22 protein-coding genes are annotated in these 22,509 nt (G+C 56.5%); 1 reads left to right on the top strand and 21 read right to left on the bottom strand.

Features of this window, described 5'->3' with window-relative positions; translation table 11 throughout:
• Positions 1-32: 32 nt before the first annotated feature.
• The 5 genes from rpoZ to DI44_RS10640 form a co-directional block, all read right to left on the bottom strand.
• Complete coding sequence (rpoZ, locus tag DI44_RS10620) at positions 33-233, bottom strand: DNA-directed RNA polymerase subunit omega (protein ID WP_011230668.1); 201 nt, start codon at positions 231-233, stop codon at positions 33-35.
• A gap of 2 nt (positions 234-235) precedes the next feature.
• Positions 236-853, bottom strand: coding sequence for a guanylate kinase (gene gmk, locus DI44_RS10625; RefSeq protein ID WP_011230667.1), 618 nt, complete (start codon positions 851-853; stop codon positions 236-238).
• 11 nt (positions 854-864) lie between these two features.
• The gene (locus tag DI44_RS10630; RefSeq protein ID WP_011230666.1) at positions 865-1,128 is read right to left on the bottom strand and encodes a DUF370 domain-containing protein; all 264 of its coding nucleotides are present in this window, start codon (positions 1,126-1,128) and stop codon (positions 865-867) included.
• A gap of 56 nt (positions 1,129-1,184) precedes the next feature.
• Positions 1,185-2,060: a YicC/YloC family endoribonuclease gene (locus DI44_RS10635; RefSeq protein ID WP_013523365.1), complete on the bottom strand. Its 876-nt coding sequence runs from the start codon at positions 2,058-2,060 to the stop codon at positions 1,185-1,187.
• An 88-nt stretch (positions 2,061-2,148) separates the two neighbouring features.
• Positions 2,149-4,821 (bottom strand): cation-translocating P-type ATPase, encoded by a 2,673-nt coding sequence (locus DI44_RS10640; protein ID WP_033025058.1) that lies wholly within the window; start codon positions 4,819-4,821, stop codon positions 2,149-2,151.
• 314 nt (positions 4,822-5,135) lie between these two features.
• On the opposite strand from DI44_RS10640, the gene DI44_RS10645 reads away from it, so the two are divergent.
• Positions 5,136-6,875: an NFACT RNA binding domain-containing protein gene (locus DI44_RS10645; RefSeq protein ID WP_033025057.1), complete on the top strand. Its 1,740-nt coding sequence runs from the start codon at positions 5,136-5,138 to the stop codon at positions 6,873-6,875.
• A gap of 204 nt (positions 6,876-7,079) precedes the next feature.
• Here the strand turns inward: DI44_RS10645 and DI44_RS10650 are convergent, their stop codons facing one another.
• From DI44_RS10650 to lspA, 16 genes are all read right to left on the bottom strand, one after another.
• Positions 7,080-7,643 carry a Uma2 family endonuclease gene (locus DI44_RS10650; RefSeq protein ID WP_014195408.1) on the bottom strand — a complete coding sequence of 188 codons (564 nt, stop codon included), beginning with the start codon at positions 7,641-7,643 and terminating at the stop codon, positions 7,080-7,082.
• 65 nt (positions 7,644-7,708) lie between these two features.
• Positions 7,709-8,077, bottom strand: a complete 369-nt coding sequence (locus tag DI44_RS10655) for a PIN domain-containing protein (protein WP_033012322.1) — start codon at positions 8,075-8,077, stop codon at positions 7,709-7,711.
• Positions 8,064-8,306 carry a hypothetical protein gene (locus DI44_RS10660; RefSeq protein ID WP_011230660.1) on the bottom strand — a complete coding sequence of 81 codons (243 nt, stop codon included), beginning with the start codon at positions 8,304-8,306 and terminating at the stop codon, positions 8,064-8,066. The genes DI44_RS10655 and DI44_RS10660 overlap by 14 nt, the downstream gene beginning before the upstream one ends.
• Before the next feature lie 234 nt (positions 8,307-8,540).
• Entirely contained in the window at positions 8,541-9,038 is a 498-nt protein-coding gene (locus tag DI44_RS19425) for an RHS repeat domain-containing protein (protein ID WP_190304882.1), read from the bottom strand.
• Between the two features lie 153 nt (positions 9,039-9,191).
• On the bottom strand, positions 9,192-9,815 hold the full coding sequence (pyrE, locus tag DI44_RS10665; RefSeq protein WP_033025055.1) for an orotate phosphoribosyltransferase: 624 nt from the start codon (positions 9,813-9,815) through the stop codon (positions 9,192-9,194).
• Complete coding sequence (gene pyrF / locus DI44_RS10670; protein ID WP_020755317.1) at positions 9,812-10,531, bottom strand: orotidine-5'-phosphate decarboxylase; 720 nt, start codon at positions 10,529-10,531, stop codon at positions 9,812-9,814. Before pyrF ends, pyrE begins: the two co-directional genes overlap by 4 nt.
• On the bottom strand, positions 10,503-11,444 hold the full coding sequence (locus DI44_RS10675) for a dihydroorotate dehydrogenase (RefSeq protein ID WP_033025054.1): 942 nt from the start codon (positions 11,442-11,444) through the stop codon (positions 10,503-10,505). The genes pyrF and DI44_RS10675 overlap by 29 nt, the downstream gene beginning before the upstream one ends.
• Complete coding sequence (locus tag DI44_RS10680) at positions 11,441-12,214, bottom strand: dihydroorotate dehydrogenase electron transfer subunit (protein WP_033025052.1); 774 nt, start codon at positions 12,212-12,214, stop codon at positions 11,441-11,443. The genes DI44_RS10675 and DI44_RS10680 overlap by 4 nt, the downstream gene beginning before the upstream one ends.
• Entirely contained in the window at positions 12,211-15,408 is a 3,198-nt protein-coding gene (gene carB, locus DI44_RS10685; protein ID WP_033025051.1) for a carbamoyl-phosphate synthase large subunit, read from the bottom strand. Before carB ends, DI44_RS10680 begins: the two co-directional genes overlap by 4 nt.
• On the bottom strand, positions 15,401-16,495 hold the full coding sequence (locus DI44_RS10690) for a carbamoyl phosphate synthase small subunit (RefSeq protein WP_033025050.1): 1,095 nt from the start codon (positions 16,493-16,495) through the stop codon (positions 15,401-15,403). Before DI44_RS10690 ends, carB begins: the two co-directional genes overlap by 8 nt.
• 2 nt (positions 16,496-16,497) lie before the next feature.
• Positions 16,498-17,784 (bottom strand): dihydroorotase, encoded by a 1,287-nt coding sequence (locus DI44_RS10695; RefSeq protein WP_033025049.1) that lies wholly within the window; start codon positions 17,782-17,784, stop codon positions 16,498-16,500.
• A complete protein-coding gene (locus DI44_RS10700; protein ID WP_033025048.1) occupies positions 17,747-18,673 on the bottom strand; it encodes an aspartate carbamoyltransferase catalytic subunit in 927 nt (308 codons plus the stop codon). The genes DI44_RS10695 and DI44_RS10700 overlap by 38 nt, the downstream gene beginning before the upstream one ends.
• A 167-nt stretch (positions 18,674-18,840) precedes the next feature.
• Positions 18,841-20,139 carry a solute carrier family 23 protein gene (locus tag DI44_RS10705; protein ID WP_011230648.1) on the bottom strand — a complete coding sequence of 433 codons (1,299 nt, stop codon included), beginning with the start codon at positions 20,137-20,139 and terminating at the stop codon, positions 18,841-18,843.
• Positions 20,140-20,297: 158 nt separating this feature from the next.
• The gene (gene pyrR, locus DI44_RS10710; RefSeq protein ID WP_011230647.1) at positions 20,298-20,837 is read right to left on the bottom strand and encodes a bifunctional pyr operon transcriptional regulator/uracil phosphoribosyltransferase PyrR; all 540 of its coding nucleotides are present in this window, start codon (positions 20,835-20,837) and stop codon (positions 20,298-20,300) included.
• A gap of 184 nt (positions 20,838-21,021) precedes the next feature.
• The gene (locus DI44_RS10715; protein WP_033025047.1) at positions 21,022-21,936 is read right to left on the bottom strand and encodes an RluA family pseudouridine synthase; all 915 of its coding nucleotides are present in this window, start codon (positions 21,934-21,936) and stop codon (positions 21,022-21,024) included.
• Entirely contained in the window at positions 21,937-22,428 is a 492-nt protein-coding gene (gene lspA, locus DI44_RS10720) for a signal peptidase II (protein ID WP_081823170.1), read from the bottom strand.
• Positions 22,429-22,509: the final 81 nt, after the last annotated feature.

The following is a 22,509-nucleotide window of genomic DNA, read 5'->3' as shown; positions in this document are numbered from 1 at the left end:
ATTGAAAAAAATAACAACCTAAAGCTAGGTTGTTATTTTTCCTCCTCCACTAATTCGACCTTGTCACCGGCAATTTCCTCGAGCGCCTGGCCGACAAATTTTTTCGACACCGGCTTTTTCACCATCAGCTCCGCACCGTCCTGCAGCTCACGCGCCCGTTTGGCCACTACCGTGACGAGCTTGTATTTCGAATCGACTTTTTGCATCAGCAAATCGATGGAAGGATACAGCATCGTCATTCCACCCCCAACATCCGTTTATATCGCTCGGCGACGCGTTCGCGCCGGCAATGTTCGGCGATGACGATCGCCTTGATCCGCTCGCAGGCGAGCTCCACTTCATCATTTTCCACGACATAGTCGTACTCGTCCATCATTTCAAGCTCCTCTTTCGCCGCCCGCAGCCGATTTTCAATCAGCTCTTTCGACTCGGTGCCGCGTCCCATGATCCGCTTTTCAAGCTCCGTGAGGCTTGGCGGAGCAAGGAAAATGAAGAGCGCCTCTGGAAACGCCCGCCGTACTTTCATCGCTCCCTGCACTTCGATCTCTAAAAACACATCTTTCCCTTCGGCAAGCGTCTTCTCCACGTAGTCGATCGGCGTGCCATAGTAGTTGCCGACGTATTCCGCCCACTCGAGCAGCTTGTTTTCCCGAATCATTTGTTCAAACTGCTCGCGCGTGCGGAAGAAGTAGTCGACGCCTTCCACTTCGCCTTCGCGCGGCTTGCGCGTCGTGACCGACACCGAATAATGAAGATTGATGTCCGGCTGCGAAAACAGCGCCTTGCGCACCGTTCCTTTGCCAACGCCAGACGGACCCGACATGACGATCAACAACCCACGTTCGTTCTTCAACGCCCAAAACCCTACCCTTCCTCGGAGAAATCGTCGCTTCCATATAAGCGGTTCGCCACCGTTTCCGGCTGCACGGACGACAAAATGACGTGATCGCTGTCCATGATGATGACGGCGCGCGTCCTCCGCCCGTGCGTCGCGTCAACGAGCTTGCCGCTTTCGCGCGCATCTTGAATGATTCGTTTGATCGGCGCCGAATCAGGGCTGACAATCGTAATGATGCGGGCGGCTGACACCATGTTTCCGTACCCGATATTGATAAATTTCATCATCATGACACGCCCACCTGCCATATCCGATATTGTTGCCGCCAACAAGTCGTTTTAAACAGTTATTCCACGTTTTGCACTTGCTCGCGCATTTTCTCAAGCACGCTTTTCATCTCAACGACTTGCGCGGCAATCAGGCTGTCGTTTGCCTTGGCGCCGATCGTGTTGACTTCCCGGTTCAACTCTTGCACCAAAAAGTCCAGCTTCCTCCCGATCGGTTCGTCCATTTCTAAGGCGTCTGCCATTTGCGCCAAATGGCTGCGGATGCGTTTCAATTCCTCATGAATGTCCGCCTTTTCGGCAAACACCGCCACTTCTGTGAGCAGGCGCGCCTCATCGACCGGAGCGGGCGCCCATTCGCGCAGGCGGCGCGCAAGCCGCTCGCGGTATTGTTCAATAACAAGCGGCGCCCGCTGTTCAATGGCTTCCACCCCGGCTTCGACTTCATGAAGACGGGCGCGCAAATCCGCGGCAAGCGCCTCCCCTTCGCGCCGGCGCATGGCAACAAGTGCCTTTGCCGCTTCATCGACAGCGGCCAAAAGCAGCGGCTCGACCTCCTCGTTCGCTCCTTCCTCTTCCACAACTTCGACCGCCCCATCAAGCCGAAGCAGCTCGGCCGCCGTCACGCTGCCGTCAACGGCAAATCGCTTTGCTGCCTCCTGCAACCCGGCCCAATATTGGCCGAGCAAATCCCAATCAATATGTACGTTCCGCTTTACAAGTCCTTCGCCGGCGATCGTGACGAACACTTCCACTTTTCCGCGCCGCACGTACGGCAAAATTGCTTTCTTTATTTTATCCTCAAACACGAGCCATTGTCTAGGGAGGCGAATGGAAATTTCGCAAAACCGGTGGTTGACCGATTTCATTTCCACCGCCACCATCAAACGATCCGTTTTTTTTGTGCTTGCGCCGAAGCCGGTCATGCTGTAAACCATATCATCACATCCGTCGTTGCCTTGATGAAAAAGAAAAGGTCATAGAGCGTTCCTCTATCACCCTTTTTATTATAACATATCCATCCTTTTATTTTCTCGTAAAAAGCGAGCCAGCAAACAAAAATGTCGGCAAGGCGGACAAGCCAATGATGAGCAGCCAATCGACCGCTGCGAGCGGCTTCGTATGGAACACTGCGGCAAGCGGTGGGTAATAGATGACGACAACGAGCAAAAGCAGCGACACGATCACCGCCGCGACAAGGTATATGTTCCCGAACGGACTGCGGTCAAAAACCGAATGGTCGCAACGGCAGTCGAACACATGGATCAATTGGGCCAACACAAGCGTCGCAAACGCCGCCGTCTGGGCGTAAACGAGATCCTCGCCGCTCCGTTCATAGGCGGTCAGAAACGCAGCCAGCGTAACAACGCCGATCAAAACACCGCGGCTTACGATTTTCCAGCCGAGCCCGCGGGCGAACACCCCTTCATCGGGACGGCGCGGCGGCCGCTTCATCACGTTTTCTTCTGGTTGGTCGAGCCCGAGCGCCATGGCTGGCAAACCGTCGGTGACAAGATTGACCCATAAAATTTGAATCGGCACGAGCGGCAGCGGCAAGGCAAGCAGCATCGCAAACAACATGACGAGAATTTCCCCGACGTTCGAGGCGAGCAAGTAGCGGATAAACTTGCGGATGTTTTCGTAAATGTTGCGCCCTTCTTCGATCGCCGCCTCAATCGTCGCAAAGTTGTCATCCAACAAAACGAGCGACGCCGCCTCTTTCGCCACCTCCGTCCCCGAACGGCCCATGGCGACGCCAATATCAGCTGCTTTCAGAGCGGGCGCATCGTTCACCCCGTCGCCGGTCATGGCGACAATATGGCCGCGACGCTTGAGGGCGTTGACGATTTTCAGCTTATGCTCGGGAGCGACGCGGGCAAACACGTAAATCTCATCAACTACGCGTTCGAGCTCATCGACCGACAGCTTCGACAACATCGCCCCGTCCATCACTTTGCCGCCGGGCGGGAGCACGCCAAGCTGTTTGGCGATGGCGGTGGCTGTCAACACGTGATCGCCGGTGATCATCACCGTTTTCATGCCCGCTTCTTTGCATCGCGCCACCGCTTGCTTCACCTCAGGCCGCGGCGGATCGATCATGCCGGCGACGCCGAGGAACCGAAGCTTTGTCTCCGCATCCTTCTCCGACTCGATCCGTTCCGTTTCCGCAAGCAGCCGATACGCGACGGCGATCGTGCGCAAGGCGGAAGACGCCATCTGGCGAATCGCCTTCTCGATCGTTTCTTTCCACGCCGGGGTCAGCATCTGCTCGCGGCCGTTCCATTCAAGGCGGTCCGCCCGCTCAAGCAGCACATCGGGCGCCCCTTTCGTCACGACAAACCGACGGCCGTTTCGGTCGCGGACGATCACCGTCATCATTTTCCGCTCGGAATCAAACGGAAACTCCTGTTCGATCGTGTACTCACGCAAAAGCATTCCTTTCGCCAATCCAGCTTTGGCCGCCGCGACCAGCAGCGCTCCTTCCGTCGGATCGCCGTCGACGTAACGCCGGCCGTTTTCCTCTTTCAACTCCGAACTATTGCAAAGCACCCCCATTGTCAACAGGCGAGCGAGCTGGGGAACGCGGTTCGGATCAACCGTCCGGCCGCGTTCAGAAAACTCGCCATCCGTTTCAAGACCAACGCCGCTTACCGCAAATGTCCGCCCGCCTGCCCATACTTGCGTGACGGTCATCATGTTTTCCGTCATCGTCCCCGTTTTGTCGGAACAAATGACCGAAGCGCAGCCGAGCGTTTCCACCGCCGGAAGCTTGCGGACGATGGCGTTTCGTTTGATCATCCGCTGCACGCCAAGCGCCAAGACGACCGTCACAATGGCCGGCAACCCCTCCGGAATGGCGGCGACCGCGAGCGACACACCAGCCAAAAACATTTCATACAGGTCGTGCCCTTGAATGACACCTACGGCCACGACCGCTGCCGTCAGCGCCAATGCGACGACAAGCAAAATTTTCCCAAGCTGCTCGAGCCGGCGCTGGAGCGGGGTTGCCCCCGCATCCGCCTCTTCGAGCATCGTTGCGATTTGTCCCATCGCTGTTTTCATCCCAGTGGCGATGACAATCCCGACCCCATTCCCTCTTGTCACGAGCGTCCCCATAAACGCCATATTGTGCAAATCGCCGAGCGACGCCTGTTTCGTATGAAGCGGGGCGGCGGATTTGGCCACCGGCACTGATTCGCCCGTCAGCGCCGACTCCTCGATTTCCAGGCCGGCCGCCTCAATCAAGCGGATGTCGGCCCCGACCCGGTCGCCGCTTGCAAGTCTCACCACATCGCCGACAACAAGCTCGCGCGTGGGGACTTTCACCCACTCCCCGCCGCGCAACACAACCGCTTGCGGAGCGGACAACCGTTTTAAGGCGGCAAGCGACTTTTCCGCCCGCCACTCCTGGATAAACCCCAGGATGGCGTTCATGATCACGATGACGACAATCGCCACCGCATCCACATACTCGCCTAAAAACGCGGAAATCACCGTCGCCAAAAGCAACACAAGCACCATAAAATCTTGAAACTGGCGAAAAAAGACAACGATGGCCGACTCCTTCTTCCCTTCCGCCAGCTCGTTGTACCCGAACTGCCGCAGCCGTTTTTCCGCCTCCGCCGCAGTAAGCCCGGTCTTGACATTCGTCTTCGTCTCGTGCGCGACATCGCTTGCCGCGAGCGTATGCCATTGCATCTGTCTCCCTCCGTCCTTCCATTTTTTCGCACGCCGTTCCCGCTTCTCTATGCTTATTCATACATGTCCCAAAAAATGATAGTCCCCGCCATGATGTTTAGCGACACAAACATAAGGAGTCGTGGGGCCCTTTGCCACGCCATCTCCCCCATAAGGGAAAAAATCGTGTCAAAAAAGCGGGCCTCCCCATTTTATGCAACATGTTCGTCGGGCATCTTCGTCCGTCTTCAGGTAATATTCAAAGAAATGTTCAAAACGGCGGGTCGTATGGTAAGATCGAAATAGCAAACAAACGAAATAGAAAGGTGTTTTCCATGTCCTTTGACGGAGTGTTTACGTACGCCATTGTCGGTGAACTCGAAGAGGCGCTTGCGGGCGGGCGGATCACGAAAATCCACCAGCCGTCGGCGTATGAGATCGTGCTGCTTGTGCGCGCCCGCGGCCATAACCATAAAGTGATGCTGTCGGCGCATCCGACGTACGCCCGCGTCCATTTGACAAACGAAACGTACAACAACCCATCCGAGCCACCGATGTTTTGCATGCGGCTGCGCAAACAGTTGGAAGGAAGCGTCATCGAAGCGGTCCGCCAAGTCGATTTTGACCGCATCATCGTCATGGACACAAAAGGCCGCGACGAACTCGGCGACGTGCAGACAAAGCGGCTCATCATTGAAGTGATGGGCCGCCATAGCAACATCATCCTCGTTGATGCATCGACCGACACGATCATCGACAGCTTGAAACATTTGCCGCCGTCGGTCAACCGCTACCGGACGGTGCTTCCCGGGCATCCGTACGTCGCCCCACCGACGCACGGCAAGCTGAACCCGCTTGAGGCGACGGAAGAAATGGTGCTGAAAAAAATCGACTTTCACGCCGGCAAGCTCGCCCATCAGCTTGTTTCCGCCTTCAGCGGCATTTCGCCGCTATTTGCCAATGAGGCGGTGTTCCGCGCTGGACTCGCCAACCGGACGACGCTGCCGAAAAGCTTCCTCGCGCTCATCGATGACGTTCGGCGCCGCCGCTTTGCCCCGATGATGTACACGAACGGGGAAAAAGAATGGTTTTACGTTTTGCCGCTTAAGCACTTAAAAATCGAAGGCCAACCGTTTGCGAGTGCAAGCGAGCTATTGGACCGCTTTTATTTCGGCAAGGCCGAGCGCGACCGCGTCAAGCAGCAAGCTCATGACATCGAGCGTCTCATGGCGAACGAAAAGGCGAAAAACGAGAAAAAGCTCCTAAAGCTCGAACAGACGCTCGAAGAAGCAAAGAAAGCCGACGTTTATCGACTGTACGGCGAACTGCTCACCGCCCATTTGTACGCCATAAAGCGCGGCATGACGGAAATCGAGGTCGCAAACTACTACGACGAAAACGGAGGCACCATCACCATTCCGCTCGACCCGCAAAAATCGCCGTCCGAGAACGCGCAACAGTACTTTCAAAAATACCAAAAAGCGAAAAACTCGTTCGCCGTCGTTCAAGAACAAATCGAGCGGACGAAAGAAGACATCGCCTATTGCGACACGATTTTAAGCCAGCTCGAAACCGCCTCGCCGAAAGATGTCGAGGAAATCCGCGACGAGCTCATTGAACAAGGCTATTTGCGCCCGCGCGCGGCGAAAGGAGCAAAAAAGCGCAAACCAACCGCGCCCGAGCTTGACCGCTACGTCGCAAGCGACGGCACGGAAATACTCGTTGGCAAAAACAACAAACAAAACGATTATCTCACGACAAAGCTGGCCCATAAGGACGATGTTTGGCTGCATGTGAAAAACATTCCCGGCTCGCACGTCGTCATCCGGAACAAGCAGCCGTCTGACGAGACGCTCTTGGAAGCGGCGAATCTTGCCGCCTACTTCAGCAAGGCCCGCCACTCCGGCTCCGTGCCTGTCGACTACACGCGCATCCGCTATGTAAAAAAACCGAGCGGCGCCAAGCCGGGATTTGTCATTTACGAAAACGAGCAAACGCTCTACGTCACGCCGGATGAAGAACTCGTCCGCGCCATGAAACAGAGGCAAAAAGAACAAGCGGCGAAACCATCGTAAACCCGCCCCAATGGCCGCCCAACACGGCATCGGGCGATTTGCGCGAACTCCCGCAAACCGAAACGGTCTAGTGCCGCATAAAAGACAGCGGGCTGTCTGTAAGACCAGCTGCATTGGCCTTACGGACAGCCCGCTTTGCAAACTTGTCGAGTCAACCACAAGCCGCCATCACGAATGCAACTCCATGCACGTCTGCCATCCGTCTCAACGAAACATATCCTCAAGAGCCACTTGAAGCCCAGGAAAGCATGCCGACTGCACCACACCCGTTCCCGCTTTCACATCCGCCTGCTCATACAGTCCTTCCTCGTTCAGCGTATAGACGGTAATCGCCTCTTTCATCGGATTGACGATCCAATACTCTTTCACATCGTACGCCATATACAAATTGAATTTGGTCACTAAATCGTGCGCCTGGTTGGAAGGGCTCAAGATCTCAACGATAAGAGTAGGCACGCCGACATACTTCGTTTCCGTAAACCCTTTTGAATCGCAAATAACGCTTAAATCCGGAATGACGACTTTGCGATCGGGAAACTTGTCGCTAGCCAGTTCAATATCGGTCGGCGCCGCAAACACGTTGCACGGCTTCCCACGAAAATAAAGGCCCAATTCGGTATGAAGGTTGCTCGAAACAAGCTGATGCTTGATGCTTGGCGACGGAGCCATATACACAGCGCCATCAATATATTCAAGCCACTCATCGCTTTGTTCCCGCAACGCCCAATATTGCTCGTACGACACATTGGAAAACCGAGGCAAGGACATCGGCATCTTCTCCTTTGTCGCTTACATATTCCCCAAAAGAAGAACGCAACAGCCGTAATGGCCGGCTATTCCTCAAGCATCTTATCCAGCTTCTTATCAAAAGTATACACTTGATATCCCTTCACTTTGTTATAGGCGTATAAAAGGGTATCGACAAAGTCCAAGCGCCTTTTGCCAAACAGAGCAAGCGCCTCCTCTACGACCTCGATATCATCCACCTCGATATTATCGTATTTGAGCAATTCTAAAAGAATATCGCTGATCTCGTCATTTTTTACGTTGTACACTTTTTCAAGAACATAAACAACTTCAACGATTACTTCTCTTAGCAACAATACTTTGTTATCTTCAATAATCGTTGCGGCTTTGCCCGACAACTCATCATGGTCATTAAGCAGATATCTTAAAATAATATTCGCATCAATGATTTTCATATTGATCCACCACAGCTTTAGACCAAGCATCGCTTTCTCGGGCTTGCAAAGTCTCATTTTTATATTTGGACAGAGCCCCTCTTAGATTCCTTTTTTTTGGCTGTTCCAAATCTTCTTTATCCGCATAAGGAAGAATAATGACTTCCACTTTTCTATTTTTTAATGATTGAGGCAAATCGATGATCTTTTCTAAGTCATTGCTGTTTTTGATTACTCTTACAAAATCCATAACGTTTTCACTCCTTTCAAGGAAGATGGATCCTTTTAAACATATTATACCCGTTCATTGTACATCATGAGATGAAAATTCACTTTACGATCTATATAGACTCCCATGACAAAAAGATTTCGTCACCATCGAAGGGATGAAAATGCCGCTATGTCGAACTCTGAAACCTTGCACATTTTGAAGTTCGGGTATTTTCAGGATAGAAAAACTTTTTTAACGTCAGATATCCCTTCTTCAATCATACGTGTACTCTTTCTTGTTTCCTTTCTTATCGTACTCGCTTAACAAGTTTCCTACGGCATCATAATTCTTTTTCGCCACATAGCCTTCTTCATCCACTTCTTCCGTGACATCATTTCCGCTGGCATCGTATTTGTTTTTCGTCACCACGTTTCCTTCCATGAGCCGGATCGCGTCAAACCATACCGTTCCCGTGTAATTGCCGCGGAAGACAGCGGATATGTCGATTTTATCAATTGGCTTGGAAGGTTGAATCGAAACGGCGGCACGGTTCCAATCTTGATTGCCAGCAGGGAAATCCGCAGGTGTGAGTAAAATATTTGTAGGTGAAATGGAGAATGCGAATGGTTGCTTGTGATGATGATCGTGACCACTAAGCGAAATGCTGTAAATGATCATTTTATTTGAATGCCAAGCCACCCGTTTTTTCTGTGAACATAACCATCCACGAATGGTTATGTTCATGCTTGGTGGTGAGCGAAACTTGCTCATGTTCAGAAAACCCACGAAATATTGACGACATTAGACGCTGTCGCACTCCGTTTTTCCCCATGGAATGACGCCGATGGCGAGTGAGTCATCTCCCCGCTTCGTCCATGACAAAAGCGCGAACCATCCTTTGGTCCGCGCTCCTCTTTTCCTCTTTTAGCTCCCCCACTCCTCCGGATTCTCCCGCCATTTTCGCAATGTCGCCAAGTCGTGCTCGCTGACGGCGCCAAGGCGGACGGCCGTTTCGATGAGGGTGTTGTAGTCCGTAAGCGTGTAGGCAGGCAAATTCTCTGCGGCAAACGCCTGTTTCGCTTTGTCGAGCCCGTACGTGAAAATGGCGGCGACGCCAAGCACGTCGCAGCCCGCTTCTTTCAAGGCACGGACGGCCGCAAGCGAGCTGCCGCCCGTCGAGATTAAGTCTTCGATGACGACGACGCGCTGACCCGGTTCGGCTTGGCCTTCGATTTGTTTTCCTTTGCCGTGCGCTTTCGCCTGGCTGCGGACGTAGCACATCGGCAGCCCGAGCCGTTCGCTCACCCAGGCGGCGTGCGGGATGCCGGCGGTTGCGGTGCCGGCGATGAGATCCGCTTCGGGAAACTGGGTGCGGATGAGCTCGGCGAGGCCGGCGGCGATCAGGCGGCGCACGTCGGGGTAAGCGAGCGTCAGGCGGTTGTCGCAGTAAATCGGCGATTTCAAGCCCGAGGACCAGGTAAACGGTTCGTTCGGCTGCAGGGCGACCGCCCCGATTTCAAGCAATTTGGCGGCGATGTCGTGTTTCATTCTTTCTCTCCTCCGTTCCATTCGTGCTGCAGGCGTTCGTAGGCTTTCAGCGGATCGGCGGCGCGGGTGAGGCTGCGGCCGACGACAATGTAGTCGGCGCCGAGCTCGCGGGCGCGCTTTGGCGTGACGACGCGCACTTGGTCGTGCGCTGCCTCATCGGCAAAGCGGATGCCCGGGGTGACGGCGAGGAACGAGGCGCCGCACCGTTCTTTGATGAGCGGCGCTTCGTTCGCCGAGCAGACGACGCCGTCAAGGCCGCTTTCGTTCGCCAAGGCGGCGTAATGGCCGACTGTTTCCACAAGCGGGCGGGAAATCCACAGCTCCTCGTGAAGCATCCGCTCGTCCGTGCTCGTCAGCTGGGTGACAGCGATGCAGCGCGGCCGCATTCTTCCGCTTGGCGTGCCGGCGTCAAGCCCCTCGATCGCCGCTTCCATCATGCACCGGCCGCCGGCAGCGTGGACGTTCACCAAATCGGCGCCGACACGGGCGAGCCCTTTCATCGCTTGTTTCACCGTATTCGGGATGTCGTGCAGTTTTAAGTCTAAAAAGACGGCATGCCCTTGTTCTTTGAGAAACGCGACGATGGCGGGACCTTCCTGATAGTACAGCTCCATGCCGACTTTCACAAACAGCGGTGTTCCGGCAAACGGCCGCAAAAACCGCTCCACCTCTTGTTTTGATGGAAAATCAAGCGCGACAATGAACGGCGTGTGCACCAGTCTTCCAGCTCCTTCCTATGCATTCGGAAATGTGGCCGATCCCGAGTTCATCGAGCAGCGCCGGCAAGTCGGCGATGATCGTCGGGCAGACGAACGGGTCGACAAAGTTGGCCGTTCCGACGGCAACCGCGCTCGCGCCGGCGTAAAAAAATTCGAGCACGTCTTCCGCCGTTTGAATGCCGCCCATGCCGATGATCGGAATCGACACCGCCTGGCTCACGTCGTAAATCATGCGGATGGCGATCGGTTTGACCGCCGGGCCGGATAAGCCGCCGGTGCCGTTGGCCAAAACGGGGCGGCCTGTTTTCACGTCGATGCGCATGCCAACGAGCGTATTGATCATCGTCAAGCCATCGGCGCCCGCTTGTTCAATCGCTTTTGCCATCGCCACGATGTCGGTGACGTTCGGAGACAGCTTCACATACACGGGGACAGCCGCCACTTCTTTGACAAGCCGCGTCAGTTCCGCGGCCACGTCCGGCACGGTGCCGAACGCAATCCCGCCTTTTTTCACGTTTGGGCAGGAAATGTTGAGCTCTAACGCATGGACATTGGGCGCTTTGGAAATCGCTTCGGCTACCTCGACGTACTCTTCCACCGTCGAGCCAGCGATGTTGGCGATGATCGGTACGTCAAACTGTTCAAGCCACGGCAGTTCTTCTTCGAGCACTTTGTCAAGGCCGGGGTTTTGCAGGCCGATGGCGTTTAACATCCCGCCCGGCGTTTCTGCCACCCTTGGTGTCGGGTTGCCAAAGCGCGGCTCTTTTGTCGTCGCCTTGATCATAATGGCGCCTAACACGCTTAAATCGTAAAACCGGGCGTACTCGCGGCCAAATCCAAAACAGCCGGACGCCGGCATGATCGGGTTTTTGAGCGAAAGACCCGGCAGTTCGACCGCAAGCCGGTTCATAGCACCACCTCCCCGGCCCGAAACACCGGGCCGTCGCTGCATACTTTTTTATACGCCGTCTCGCTCCCTGGCACATGGCAGACGCAGGCGAAACACGCCCCGACGCCGCAGCCCATCCGCTCCTCGAGCGACACGTACACCGGCCGGTTCGGAAACCGTTCCGCAAGCGCCCGAAGCATCGGCTTCGGACCGCAGGCGTACAAGACGTCAAACTCGAGCGAGCGCGCTTCGATCACATCGGTGACGCGCCCGGCCGTTCCGTGCGAGCCGTCATCGGTCGCGACATGCGTCTCGCCGAACGCGGCAAATTCCTCTTCGTAAAAGACCGCCGCTTTCGTTTGAAACCCGAGCACGCTCACCACTTTGACGCCGCGCTTTGTGAGCTGTTTCGCCAGTTCATAGAGCGGCGGGACGCCGATGCCGCCGCCGACTAGCAGCGCCCGGCTGCCCGCCGGCGCGGCCTCGAGCGGAAAGCCGTTGCCGAGCGGGCCGAGCACATCGACCGTGTCGCCCGGCTGTTTTTGCGCCAACAGCGCCGTGCCTTTCCCTTCCTGGCGGTAAATGATCGTGCATTGCCCCTGCTTGTGGTCGATATGGCAAAGGCTGAGCGGGCGGCGCAGGAGCGGATCGGCGGATGCGGCCACTTTCACATGAACGAACTGGCCCGGTTGGCGCATCTCTTGCACGAGGCGGCCTGAAAGCGTCAATTCATACGTCCGCTCGGCGATCAACCGCTGGCTTGCGACCGTCATTCGTTCGCGGCCGATCATGACCGCACCAGCCCTTCCGTCATCGCCGTCGTTGAAAACGTCATCGATTCGAGCACTTGCAGCATCGCCCTTGCCGTATCAAGCGACGTCAAGCATGGGATGCCGTTTTCGACCGCTTCGCGGCGGATGCGGAAGCCGTCGCTTTCCGGCTGCTTCCCTTTCGTCAGCGTGTTGATGACGACTTGCGCCTTCCCTTGGCGGATGACATCTAAAATGTTCGGTGACGCCGAGTGGATTTTATTGACGACCGTCACCGGAATGCCGGCCGCTTTCAACGTTTCCGCCGTGCCGTTCGTCGCCAACAGCTGGTAGCCGATGTCGGCAAAGCGGCGCGCCAGCTCGACCGCTTCTTCTTTGTCTTTGTCGGCCACCGTCAACAGCACCGCCCCATGCGGCTGGATATGGATGCCCGAGGCGACAAGCCCCTTATAGAGCGCTTTTTCAAACGTCACGTCCTTGCCGATCACTTCGCCGGTCGATTTCATTTCCGGGCCGAGCGAAATGTCGACGTTGCGCAATTTCGCAAACGAGAACACCGGCACTTTCACGTACACGCCAGGGCGCACCGGGCAGACGCCCGTCTCATAGCCCATCTCGGCGAGCTTCGTCCCTAAAATGGCTTTCGTGGCGAGATTCGCCATCGGCACGCCGGTGATTTTGCTTAAAAACGGCACCGTGCGGCTTGAGCGCGGGTTCACTTCCAAGACGTAGACATCGCTTCCCGAGACGACAAACTGAATGTTCAACAGCCCGACAATATGCAGCCCGCGCGCCAGTCGGATCGTGTAATCCGCGATCTTGTCGATCACTTCCGCGCTTAATGTCTGGGGCGGGTAGACGGCAATCGAATCGCCGGAATGGACGCCGGCCCGCTCGATATGTTCCATGATCCCGGGGATGACGACCGTCTCGCCGTCGGCGATGGCATCGACTTCGACTTCCTTGCCAGTGATGTAGCGGTCGACAAGCACTGGGTGCTGCGGATTGACGCGCACGGCGTGTTCCATGTAATGAAGCAGCTCGCCGCGATTGTACACGATTTCCATCGCCCGGCCGCCGAGCACGTACGAAGGACGGACGAGCACCGGGTAGCCGATTTCTTCGGCGATGGCGACCGCTTCTTCGACCGAAACGGCGGTTTTGCCGGCCGGTTTGGGAATGCCGAGTTCCGAGAGCGCCTGTTCAAATTTGTCGCGGTCTTCGGCGCGGTCCAAATCCTCAAGCGTTGTCCCAAGCAAGCGGACGCCGCGCGCCTCGAGTTCCGCCGCCAAGTTGATGGCCGTCTGACCGCCGAATTGGACGATGACGCCGATCGGCTGCTCGAGGTCGATGACATGCATCACGTCTTCGGCCGTCAGCGGCTCGAAATACAGTTTGTCCGACGTGCTGAAGTCGGTCGAGACCGTTTCCGGGTTGTTGTTGATGATGATCGCCTCATAGCCGGCCTGCTTAATGGCCCAGACGCAATGGACGGTCGCATAGTCAAATTCGATCCCTTGGCCGATGCGGATCGGGCCGGAGCCAAGCACGATGACGCTCGGTTTTTCCGTCACGATCGATTCGTTTTCTTCCTCGTACGTGCTGTAGTAGTACGGCGTTTCCGACGTGAATTCGGCTGCGCACGTATCGACCATTTTGTACACCGGCATGATGCCTCGTTGGCGGCGCAGCGCGTAAATGTCGCGCTCCGTTTTGTTCCATAACGCCGCTATCGCCGCATCGGAGAAGCCGAGCCCCTTCGCTTTTTTTAACACGTCAAGGTCGCCCGGGTGGTTTTTCAAGACCGTTTCCATCTCAATAATGTTTTGAATCTTATGCAGGAAAAAGCGGTCGATTTGGCTCCATTCATGCAGCGTCTCCACCGTCACCCCGCGGCGGAGCGCCTCGGCGATGTAAAAGAGCCGTTCATCGCCCGCCTTGCGGATCCGTTTTTCCATCACGTCGTCGGCGGCCGTTTTCGCCTCGTTCAATTCCAGATGATGCACCCCGATCTCGAGCGAACGAACGGCTTTTAACAGTGATTCTTCGAACGTCCGGCCGATCGCCATCACTTCGCCGGTCGCTTTCATTTGCGTGCCCAACTGGCGGTTCGCCGATTCAAATTTGTCAAACGGAAAGCGCGGAATTTTCGTCACCACATAGTCGAGCGCCGGCTCGAAGCAGGCGTACGTTTTCCCGGTGACCGGGTTGATCATTTCGTCAAGCGTCAGCCCGACGGCGATTTTCGCCGCCAGTTTCGCGATCGGATACCCCGTCGCTTTTGACGCCAGCGCCGACGAGCGGCTGACGCGCGGGTTCACTTCAATGACGTAATAGCGGAAGCTGTCCGGGTCGAGCGCGAGCTGGACGTTGCAGCCGCCTTCGATGCCAAGGGCGCGGATGATGTTCAAGGACGCGTTCCGCAAAAGCTGATATTCGCGGTCGCTTAACGTCTGGCTCGGGGCGACGACGATCGAATCACCCGTATGAATGCCGACCGGGTCGATGTTTTCCATGTTGCAGACGACGATCGCGTTGTCGTTGGCGTCGCGCATCACTTCGTATTCAATCTCCTTGTAGCCGGCGATGCTCCGCTCGAGCAAGCATTGATGCACCGGGCTCATCTTCAAGCCAGTTGACACAATCTCGACAAGCTCTTCTTCGTTCGTGCAAATGCCGCCGCCCGTGCCGCCGAGCGTGAACGCGGGGCGGACGATGACCGGATAGCCGATTTGTTCGACAAACGCATACGCCTCTTCCAGGCTGTGAATAATCGCGCTTTCCGGCACCGGCTCGCCAAGCTCGTTCATGAGGGCGCGGAACTGTTCGCGGTCTTCCGCCTTTTCGATCGCCTCGAGCTTCGTGCCGAGAATTTCCACGCCGCACTCTTCAAGCACGCCGGCCTTGGCGAGCTCAACCGCCAAGTTGAGGCCCGTTTGGCCGCCAAGCGTCGGCAAAATCGCGTCCGGCCGCTCTTTGCGGATGATGCGGGCGACAAAATCGAGCGTCAGCGGCTCCATATAGACTTTATCGGCGATTTCCGTATCGGTCATGATCGTCGCCGGGTTTGAGTTCACCAGAATGACTTTGTATCCTTCTTCTTTTAGGGCTAAGCACGCTTGCGTCCCTGCGTAGTCGAACTCGGCCGCCTGGCCGATGACGATCGGCCCCGAGCCGATGACTAAAATCGTTTCAATGTCGCGGCGCTTAGGCATGGATGACTTCTCCTTTCTTGTTGAACTGGCGGATGAGCGCCAAAAACTCGTCAAACAGCGGATTGGCATCTTCTGGCCCCGGCGACGCTTCCGGATGGTATTGCACCGTAAACGCCGGGAAATCGAGATGGCGCAGCCCTTCGACCGTGCCGTCATTTAAGGCGATATGCGTCACCTCAAGCCGGGTGCCAGAAAGCGACTCGTGCGTGACGGTATAGCCATGGTTTTGCGACGTGATGGCGACTTTGCCGGTGCGCAAGTCTTTGACCGGATGGTTCGAGCCGCGATGGCCGAATTTCATTTTCTCCGTATTCCCGCCGCACGCCAACGCGAACAGCTGATGGCCGAGGCAGATGCCAAAGAGCGGCACTTTGCCGAGAATCCCGCGGATCATCTCGATCGCTTCCGGCACGTCTTTCGGGTCGCCCGGTCCATTGGAAAGCATGACCCCATCCGGATGCCAGCCGAGCACCTCTTCAGCGGTGGCGTTGTACGGCAAGACGATCACATCGCAATTTCGCTTGTTCAGTTCGCGCAAAATGCCGTGTTTCATCCCGAAATCAATCAAGACGATGCGCTCACCGCGCCCCGGGCTCGGGTAGGCGCTTTTCGTTGAGACGCGCCGCACTTGGTCGCGCGGCCACTCCATCGCCCGCAGCTTGGCTGCTGCTTCCACCGGATCGACATCTAGCCCACAGATCATCCCTTTTAACGTTCCGTATTGGCGGATAAGGCGCGTCAGTTTGCGCGTGTCGATGCCGGAAAGGCCAGGGATGCCTTTTTCTTTCAAATACTCGTCCAACGTCAGTTCTCCGCGCCAGTTGGACGGCTTCACGCACGCTTCTTTGACGATGAACCCGTGCACATGCGGGCGGATCGCTTCAAAGTCGTCGCGGTTGATGCCGTAGTTGCCGATCAATGGATATGTCATCGTCACGATTTGCCCGCAATACGATGGATCGGTCAAAATTTCTTGGTATCCGGTCATGCCGGTGTTAAAGACGACTTCCCCGGTCGTCTCTTTCAAGCTGCCAAACGCTTCGCCGACAAAAAACGAACCATCTTCTAAAATCAGCTGCCGTTTCATCTTTACGCCCTTCCTTTCTCCCATACGAGTGTACCGCCGACAAACGTCATCACCGGCCAGCCTTGGCACACCCAGCCGGCAAACGGCGTATTTTTCCCTTTGGACGCAAACGTCTCGGGATCAATCGCTTCTTCTGTTTCCAAATCAATGACCGCAATATCCGCCGGCGCCCCGACGGCAAGCCGCCCGGCCTTGAGGCCGAAACATTGCGCCGGCTTGATCGTCAGCCAATCGACAAGCTGCTTTAATGTAAACACGCCTGTTTTGACGAAATGGGTATATAAGAGCGGAAACGCCGTTTCGAGCCCAACGATGCCAAACGGCGCCGCCTCGATGCCTTTCGCTTTTTCCGCAGCCGTATGCGGCGCGTGGTCGGTGGCGATAAAATCGATCGTGCCGTCGAGCAGCCCTTCCATGAGCGCTTCACGGTCCGCGCGGCTGCGCAGCGGTGGGTTCATTTTGTAGTTCGCATCAAGCCCTGGAATATCCTCATCGCACAAGAGCAGATGGTGCGGCGTCACTTCGGCGGTGACGCGGATGCCGGCCCGCTTCGCGTCGCGGACGACGCGCACCGATTCTTTCGTGCTGATATGGCAGACGTGATAATGGCATCCGGCTGCCTCGGCAAGCAAGACGTCGCGGGCGATGTGCACCGCCTCGCAGACGGATGGAATGCCGCGAAGTCCATAGCGCCGGGCGAACTCGCCGTCATGCACCGCTCCGCCGTTTGTCAGCGTGTCGTCCTCGCAATGGGCAACGATCGCCATATCGAGCGCCGCCGCCTGTTTCATCGCTTCAAACATCATCCCGGCCGACTGGACGCCGACGCCGTCATCGGTAAAGGCGAACGCCCCTGCTTCTTTTAGCGCCGCAAAATCGGTCAGCTCCTCCCCTTTTTGCCCAATCGTGATCGCCGCGTACGGAAGCACGTTGACGCGCGCCGTTTCGCGGATGCGGGCTTGCAGCCATTCCATCTGCTCTTTCCGATCCGGCGCTGGGTTCGTGTTCGGCATGGCGGCAACGGTCGTAAAGCCGCCTTTCGCCGCGGCGAGCGTGCCTGTCTCAATCGTTTCTTTCGCTTCGCCGCCCGGTTCGCGCAAATGAACGTGCAAGTCGATCAGGCCAGGAACGATGAGACGGCCGCCAACGTCGATCACGTCCTCCTCATTCGCTTCCAGCGGCTGTTCATAGAGGATCGCTGCAATGGTTCCGTGTTCGATTTTGATATGTGTCCGCATCAATTCCCCATCTTTATTGAACGACATGCCATTTTTCAGCCATACGCCCATGCTCCATTCTCCCTTCCATTGCCCGTTTTAAGACAGCCATCCGGACGTAGACGCCGTTTTCCATTTGTTTAAAAATGCGCGATGCCTTCGCTTCGACAAGTTCGCTTGCGATTTCGACCCCGCGGTTGACCGGCGCCGGATGCAAGATGATGGCGCCCGATTTCATCCGCCGCGCCCGCTCAAGCGTCAGCCCGTACCGCGCATGGTACTCCTCTTTCGTCAGCCCCATTGTTTCCCCATGGCGCTCGTGCTGGATGCGCAAAAGCATCACGACATCGGCGCAGGCGATGGCCTCATCGATGTCGACGTACGTCCCGTGCGGATTCGTTTCATCTTTCCACTCTTCCGGTCCGGAAAACAGGACGTTTGCCCCCAGCCTTGTCAACACTTCCGCATTCGAGCGGGCGACGCGGCTGTGGCGGATGTCGCCGATGATCGCCACCGTCAAGCCAGTGAAGGCGCCAAACTCCTGACGGATCGTCAATAAGTCCAAGAGCGACTGGGTCGGATGGTGCCCGCAGCCGTCGCCTGCGTTGATGACCGGGATGCCGACCGCATGGCGGAGCGCTTCGAAATACGCATCTTCGTGATGGCGGATGACAACGGCGTCGACGCCGATCGCCTCAAGCGTCTTGACCGTATCGTACAGCGTCTCCCCTTTTTGCACGCTCGAGCGTTCCGGGTCAAACGGGATGACATGAAGCCCAAGCTTCCGTTCCGCCATCTCGAAGCTGCATTTCGTGCGCGTGCTCGGCTCAAAAAACAAGTTGGCGACGTACATCGGCGCCGCCGGGCGCCAAGCGCGCCCGTTGCGGAACGCTTCCGCTTCATCAAGCAGCCGGGTGATGTCGGAAAGCGGCAGTTCGCTCAATGTAAAAAGATGGGTCATTGGCCTCTCTCCCTTTCTTTTTTTGCAAAAAAACACCTTGCCGGCTGGGCAAGGTGTGACGATCGGCGCATGGCAGAGCCGAAGAAGGTGCACTCCGGCCCTGGATGCGCCTGTTTTCACACCTTTTTAAGCCTCACGGGACTTAATTTAAAAGGTGCTTTCTCCTATTAGGCGACATGGTCGCTCTGGTTTTCTTCAAATAGGTTTTCCGCGGCTTGCGGACGCCCCGGCAAAATCAAGTTGAGGAGGACGCCGACAATGGCCGAGAGCGCCATCCCGGTAATTTGGAAGCTGTCGCTGATTTTCAGCACCGCTCCGCCGATGCCGATGACCAAGATGACCGAGGCGATGACTAAATTGCGCGTCTGGCCGAAATCGACGCGGCTGTCGATCAACATGCGCAGTCCGGACGAGGCGATGATGCCAAACAGCAAGATCGACACACCGCCCATGACCGGCGTCGGAATCGAGCTGATCAGCGCCGTGATTTTGCCGACGAAGCCGAAAGCGATCGCGATGACCGCCGCGCCGGCCAGCACGTAGACACTGTAGACGCGGGTGATCGCCAGCACACCGATGTTTTCCCCGTACGTCGTTTTCGGCGGACCGCCAAGCAAGGCGGAGATCATCGTCGCCGTTCCGTCCCCTAAAATCGAGCGGTGCAGCCCCGGTTTTTGAATGAGGTCGCGGCCGACGACTTTGCTTAAGACGAGCTGGTGGCCGATATGCTCGGACAAGGTGACGATCGCCACCGGCACCATGAGCATCACGATCTCCCATGTGACGCGCACCGGATAATCGGCAAACGGGATCAGGAAATCCGGCCATTCGAACCATTTCGCCGCCGCCACTTTCGACAAATCGACGAGCCCGACCGCCAACGCGTAGAGATAGCCGACGACAATGCCGACAAGCACCGGAATCAAGCTCAACATGCCGCGCGCGAGCACGGAGCAGACGATCGTGGCCGCGAGCGTCACGAGCGCCACCGAGAAATGGAGCAAGCTGTATTTGCCGTCCGGGCCGTTCATCGCCATCCCGACCGCCGTCCCGGCCAAGCCGAGGCCGATGACGATGATGACCGGGCCGACCACAACCGGCGGCAACAGTTTCATCACCCAGCGGTAGCCGGCTTTTTTAATGATGAGGGCGACAACCCCGTACACCAATCCGGCGAGGAAGCTGCCGATCATGGCCGCTCCCGGGCCGCCAGCCGTTTTCGCCGCGATGATCGGCGCAATGTAGGCGAACGACGAGCCAAGATACGCCGGCACTTGCCATTTCGTAATGAGCAAAAACGCCAATGTTCCAAGCCCGCTTGTCAGCAAGGCGATCGACGGATCTAAGCCGACTAAGTACGGCACTAAAATCGTCGCCCCGAACATGGCGAATAAATGCTGAAGGCTTAAGGTGATCCATTGCCCAACAGTCGGGCGGTCTTGAATGTCCAACACCGGTTTGTTCATCTTTCGTCACTCCTTTGATCAAATGAGCGAGGCTTGCTTTCTAGTGTGCACAAAAAAATCCCTCTTTGCCCGCGAAGACGCAAAGAGGGTGCAGAAACAGCCGAAACGATTCCGCCCCTTTTGCAGCCTCACGGGACTGCGCTTAAAAGGGTGCTTCGCTATTTTTCATGAATGGAGACTTGATCGATGCCGTCCACTTCCGAAAGCTCCACGACGATCAGTTCCGAACGAGAGGTCGGCACGTTTTTGCCGACGAAATCAGCGCGGATCGGGAGTTCCCTGTGGCCGCGGTCAACAAGCACGGCGAGCTGGATGCGCGCCGGGCGGCCCAAATCCATGACCGCATCCATCGCCGCCCGCACCGTCCGGCCGGTGAAGAGCACGTCATCAACTAAAATGACATTCCGCTCGGTCACCGGAAACGGCACATTCGTTCCTTTCACAAGCGGTTCATGGTCGTCCGTCTTCACGGTCAAATCGTCGCGGTACAAGGTGATGTCAAGCTCACCGACGGGAACGGACGCCCCTTCAATTTGCTCGATCCGCTCCGCCAAGCGGCGCGCCAAGTAAATGCCGCGCGTTTTAATTCCGACAAGCACGCAGCCGTCAATGCCTTTGTTTCGTTCGATGATTTCGTGGGCGATGCGCGTCAAAGCGCGGCGAATCGCCTGTTCGTCCATCACGACCGCCTTTTGCATCCAAGCCACCTCCGTTTGCACAAAAAACCCCCCGCCTGTGAAGCGGGGGATGGCGCGCTTATCACCAAACAAGATGGGCATACATCGCCCTTCTTTGTCATTCCGACCCCTTTTCAGCCTCACAGGACTGAACTTAAAGGTTCCTGTTCACCTGTTTTCATTGTAAAGGGGGCGTGTTCGTTTGTCAATCGTTTTTTCGCAGCCAGTCAAGCAGCTCAGCAAACTCCGGCGGCAACGGCGCTTCGAATTCCAAATACTCGCCGCTTCTCGGATGACGGAAGCCGAGCACCCCGGCGTGAAGCACCTGGCCGTCGATGGCGAGCGTTTTTTTCGGCCCGTATTGCGGGTCGCCAGCGAGCGGATAGCCGATGTATTTCATATGGACGCGAATTTGGTGCGTCCGCCCCGTTTCCAGCTGGCACTCCACATACGTATAATGGCGAAACCGCTCGAGCACGCGGAAATGGGTGACGGCTTCCTTGCCGTTTTCCTCGGTGACGGCCATTTTCTTTCGATCGCGCTTGTCGCGGCCGATCGGCGCGTCGATCGTCCCGTAATCGTGTGGAATGACGCCGTGGACGATCGCCTTGTAGCGGCGCGTCACCGTTTTGTTCACAAGCTGCTCAACGAGCGAGCGGTGGGCGGCGTCGTTTTTCGCCACCATCAATAGTCCTGATGTGTCTTTGTCAATCCGATGGACGATGCCGGGGCGAAGCACGCCGTTGATCCCAGACAGGTCGCGGCAATGGGCGAGAAGCGCGTTGACAAGCGTGCCGCGCATATGCCCGGGCGCCGGATGGACGACCATGCCGCGCGGTTTGTTGACGACAAGGACATCCTCATCCTCATAATAAATGTCCAGCGGAATCGGCTCCGGCTCGACATGAAGCGGCTCCGGCTCCGGCGGTGAAACGGCGACCGCGTCGCCTGCCTCGCATTTGTAGTTCGCCTTGACCGTCTCGCCATTGACGGTCACAAGCCCGCTTTTGATCCATTGCTGCACTTGCGAACGCGACCATTCCTCATTGAGCGCCGCGATCACTTTATCAATTCGTTCGCCGTCATATTCGTCTTCGATGTGAAACGTGATCGTGTCCATCTACTCATTCCCTTTCTCTGGTGTCGCGAAAAAAAACATATGGACAAACAGCAAGATGACGCCGACGGTCAGCGCCGAGTCGGCGATATTGAACACCGGAAAGCTGTACGTGCCGATGTACGTATGAATAAAGTCGACCACTTCTTTCCGGAATACGCGGTCGATAAAATTGCCGATCGCCCCACCGAGCATCAGCCCAAGCCCTACGCCCGCCAGGCGTTCAGAAGGCTTCAGGCGGCGGATGTAGATCACGATCGCCGCCACGACGATCACCGTAATTAAATAAAAGAGCCAAAACTGCCCTTCCAGCATGCCCCACGCCGCCCCGCGATTGCGGTGCGACGTAATGTAGAGCACGTTGTCGATGATCGGGATGCTTTCCCCAAGTCGCATATAGCGGACGACAAGCCATTTCGTCCATTGATCGAGGATGATGACCGCCGCCGCGAGCCAATAGTATGCCACCGTGCCAAATCCCCCTGTCCTTCTCATTCATCCTTTTTGCATTGTAGCATAATTCGCCATGGCAAACAAATGAAGCGACAAAAAGGAGTCAGTCAAGACTTTATAGAG

It is taken from the genome of Geobacillus sp. CAMR5420 (assembly GCF_000691465.1).
Taxonomy (GTDB): domain Bacteria; phylum Bacillota; class Bacilli; order Bacillales; family Anoxybacillaceae; genus Geobacillus; species Geobacillus thermoleovorans.
This window is presented reverse-complemented; position numbering and strand designations above follow the sequence as displayed.

Bases quoted from the DNA above. Each gene is read 5' to 3' on its own strand.
- DI44_RS10635 (WP_013523365.1), bottom strand. From the start codon at position 2,060: ATGGTTTACAGCATGACCGGCTTCGGCGCAAGCACAAAAAAAACGGAT.
- DI44_RS10715 (WP_033025047.1), bottom strand. From the start codon at position 21,936: ATGGACACGATCACGTTTCACATCGAAGACGAATATGACGGCGAACGA.
- DI44_RS19425 (WP_190304882.1), bottom strand. From the start codon at position 9,038: ATGAGCAAGTTTCGCTCACCACCAAGCATGAACATAACCATTCGTGGA.
- pyrE (WP_033025055.1), bottom strand. From the start codon at position 9,815: ATGAAACACGACATCGCCGCCAAATTGCTTGAAATCGGGGCGGTCGCC.
- lspA (WP_081823170.1), bottom strand. From the start codon at position 22,428: ATGAGAAGGACAGGGGGATTTGGCACGGTGGCATACTATTGGCTCGCG.
- DI44_RS10650 (WP_014195408.1), bottom strand. From the start codon at position 7,643: ATGTCCTTGCCTCGGTTTTCCAATGTGTCGTACGAGCAATATTGGGCG.
- pyrR (WP_011230647.1), bottom strand. From the start codon at position 20,837: ATGCAAAAGGCGGTCGTGATGGACGAACAGGCGATTCGCCGCGCTTTG.
- DI44_RS10680 (WP_033025052.1), bottom strand. From the start codon at position 12,214: ATGATCGGCCGCGAACGAATGACGGTCGCAAGCCAGCGGTTGATCGCC.
- DI44_RS10655 (WP_033012322.1), bottom strand. From the start codon at position 8,077: ATGAAAATCATTGATGCGAATATTATTTTAAGATATCTGCTTAATGAC.
- DI44_RS10690 (WP_033025050.1), bottom strand. From the start codon at position 16,495: ATGAAACGGCAGCTGATTTTAGAAGATGGTTCGTTTTTTGTCGGCGAA.
- DI44_RS10700 (WP_033025048.1), bottom strand. From the start codon at position 18,673: ATGACCCATCTTTTTACATTGAGCGAACTGCCGCTTTCCGACATCACC.
- DI44_RS10675 (WP_033025054.1), bottom strand. From the start codon at position 11,444: ATGAACCGGCTTGCGGTCGAACTGCCGGGTCTTTCGCTCAAAAACCCG.
- carB (WP_033025051.1), bottom strand. From the start codon at position 15,408: ATGCCTAAGCGCCGCGACATTGAAACGATTTTAGTCATCGGCTCGGGG.
- DI44_RS10630 (WP_011230666.1), bottom strand. From the start codon at position 1,128: ATGATGATGAAATTTATCAATATCGGGTACGGAAACATGGTGTCAGCC.
- DI44_RS10645 (WP_033025057.1), top strand. From the start codon at position 5,136: ATGTCCTTTGACGGAGTGTTTACGTACGCCATTGTCGGTGAACTCGAA.
- DI44_RS10705 (WP_011230648.1), bottom strand. From the start codon at position 20,139: ATGAACAAACCGGTGTTGGACATTCAAGACCGCCCGACTGTTGGGCAA.
- DI44_RS10695 (WP_033025049.1), bottom strand. From the start codon at position 17,784: ATGGGCGTATGGCTGAAAAATGGCATGTCGTTCAATAAAGATGGGGAA.
- DI44_RS10660 (WP_011230660.1), bottom strand. From the start codon at position 8,306: ATGGATTTTGTAAGAGTAATCAAAAACAGCAATGACTTAGAAAAGATC.
- DI44_RS10640 (WP_033025058.1), bottom strand. From the start codon at position 4,821: ATGCAATGGCATACGCTCGCGGCAAGCGATGTCGCGCACGAGACGAAG.
- rpoZ (WP_011230668.1), bottom strand. From the start codon at position 233: ATGCTGTATCCTTCCATCGATTTGCTGATGCAAAAAGTCGATTCGAAA.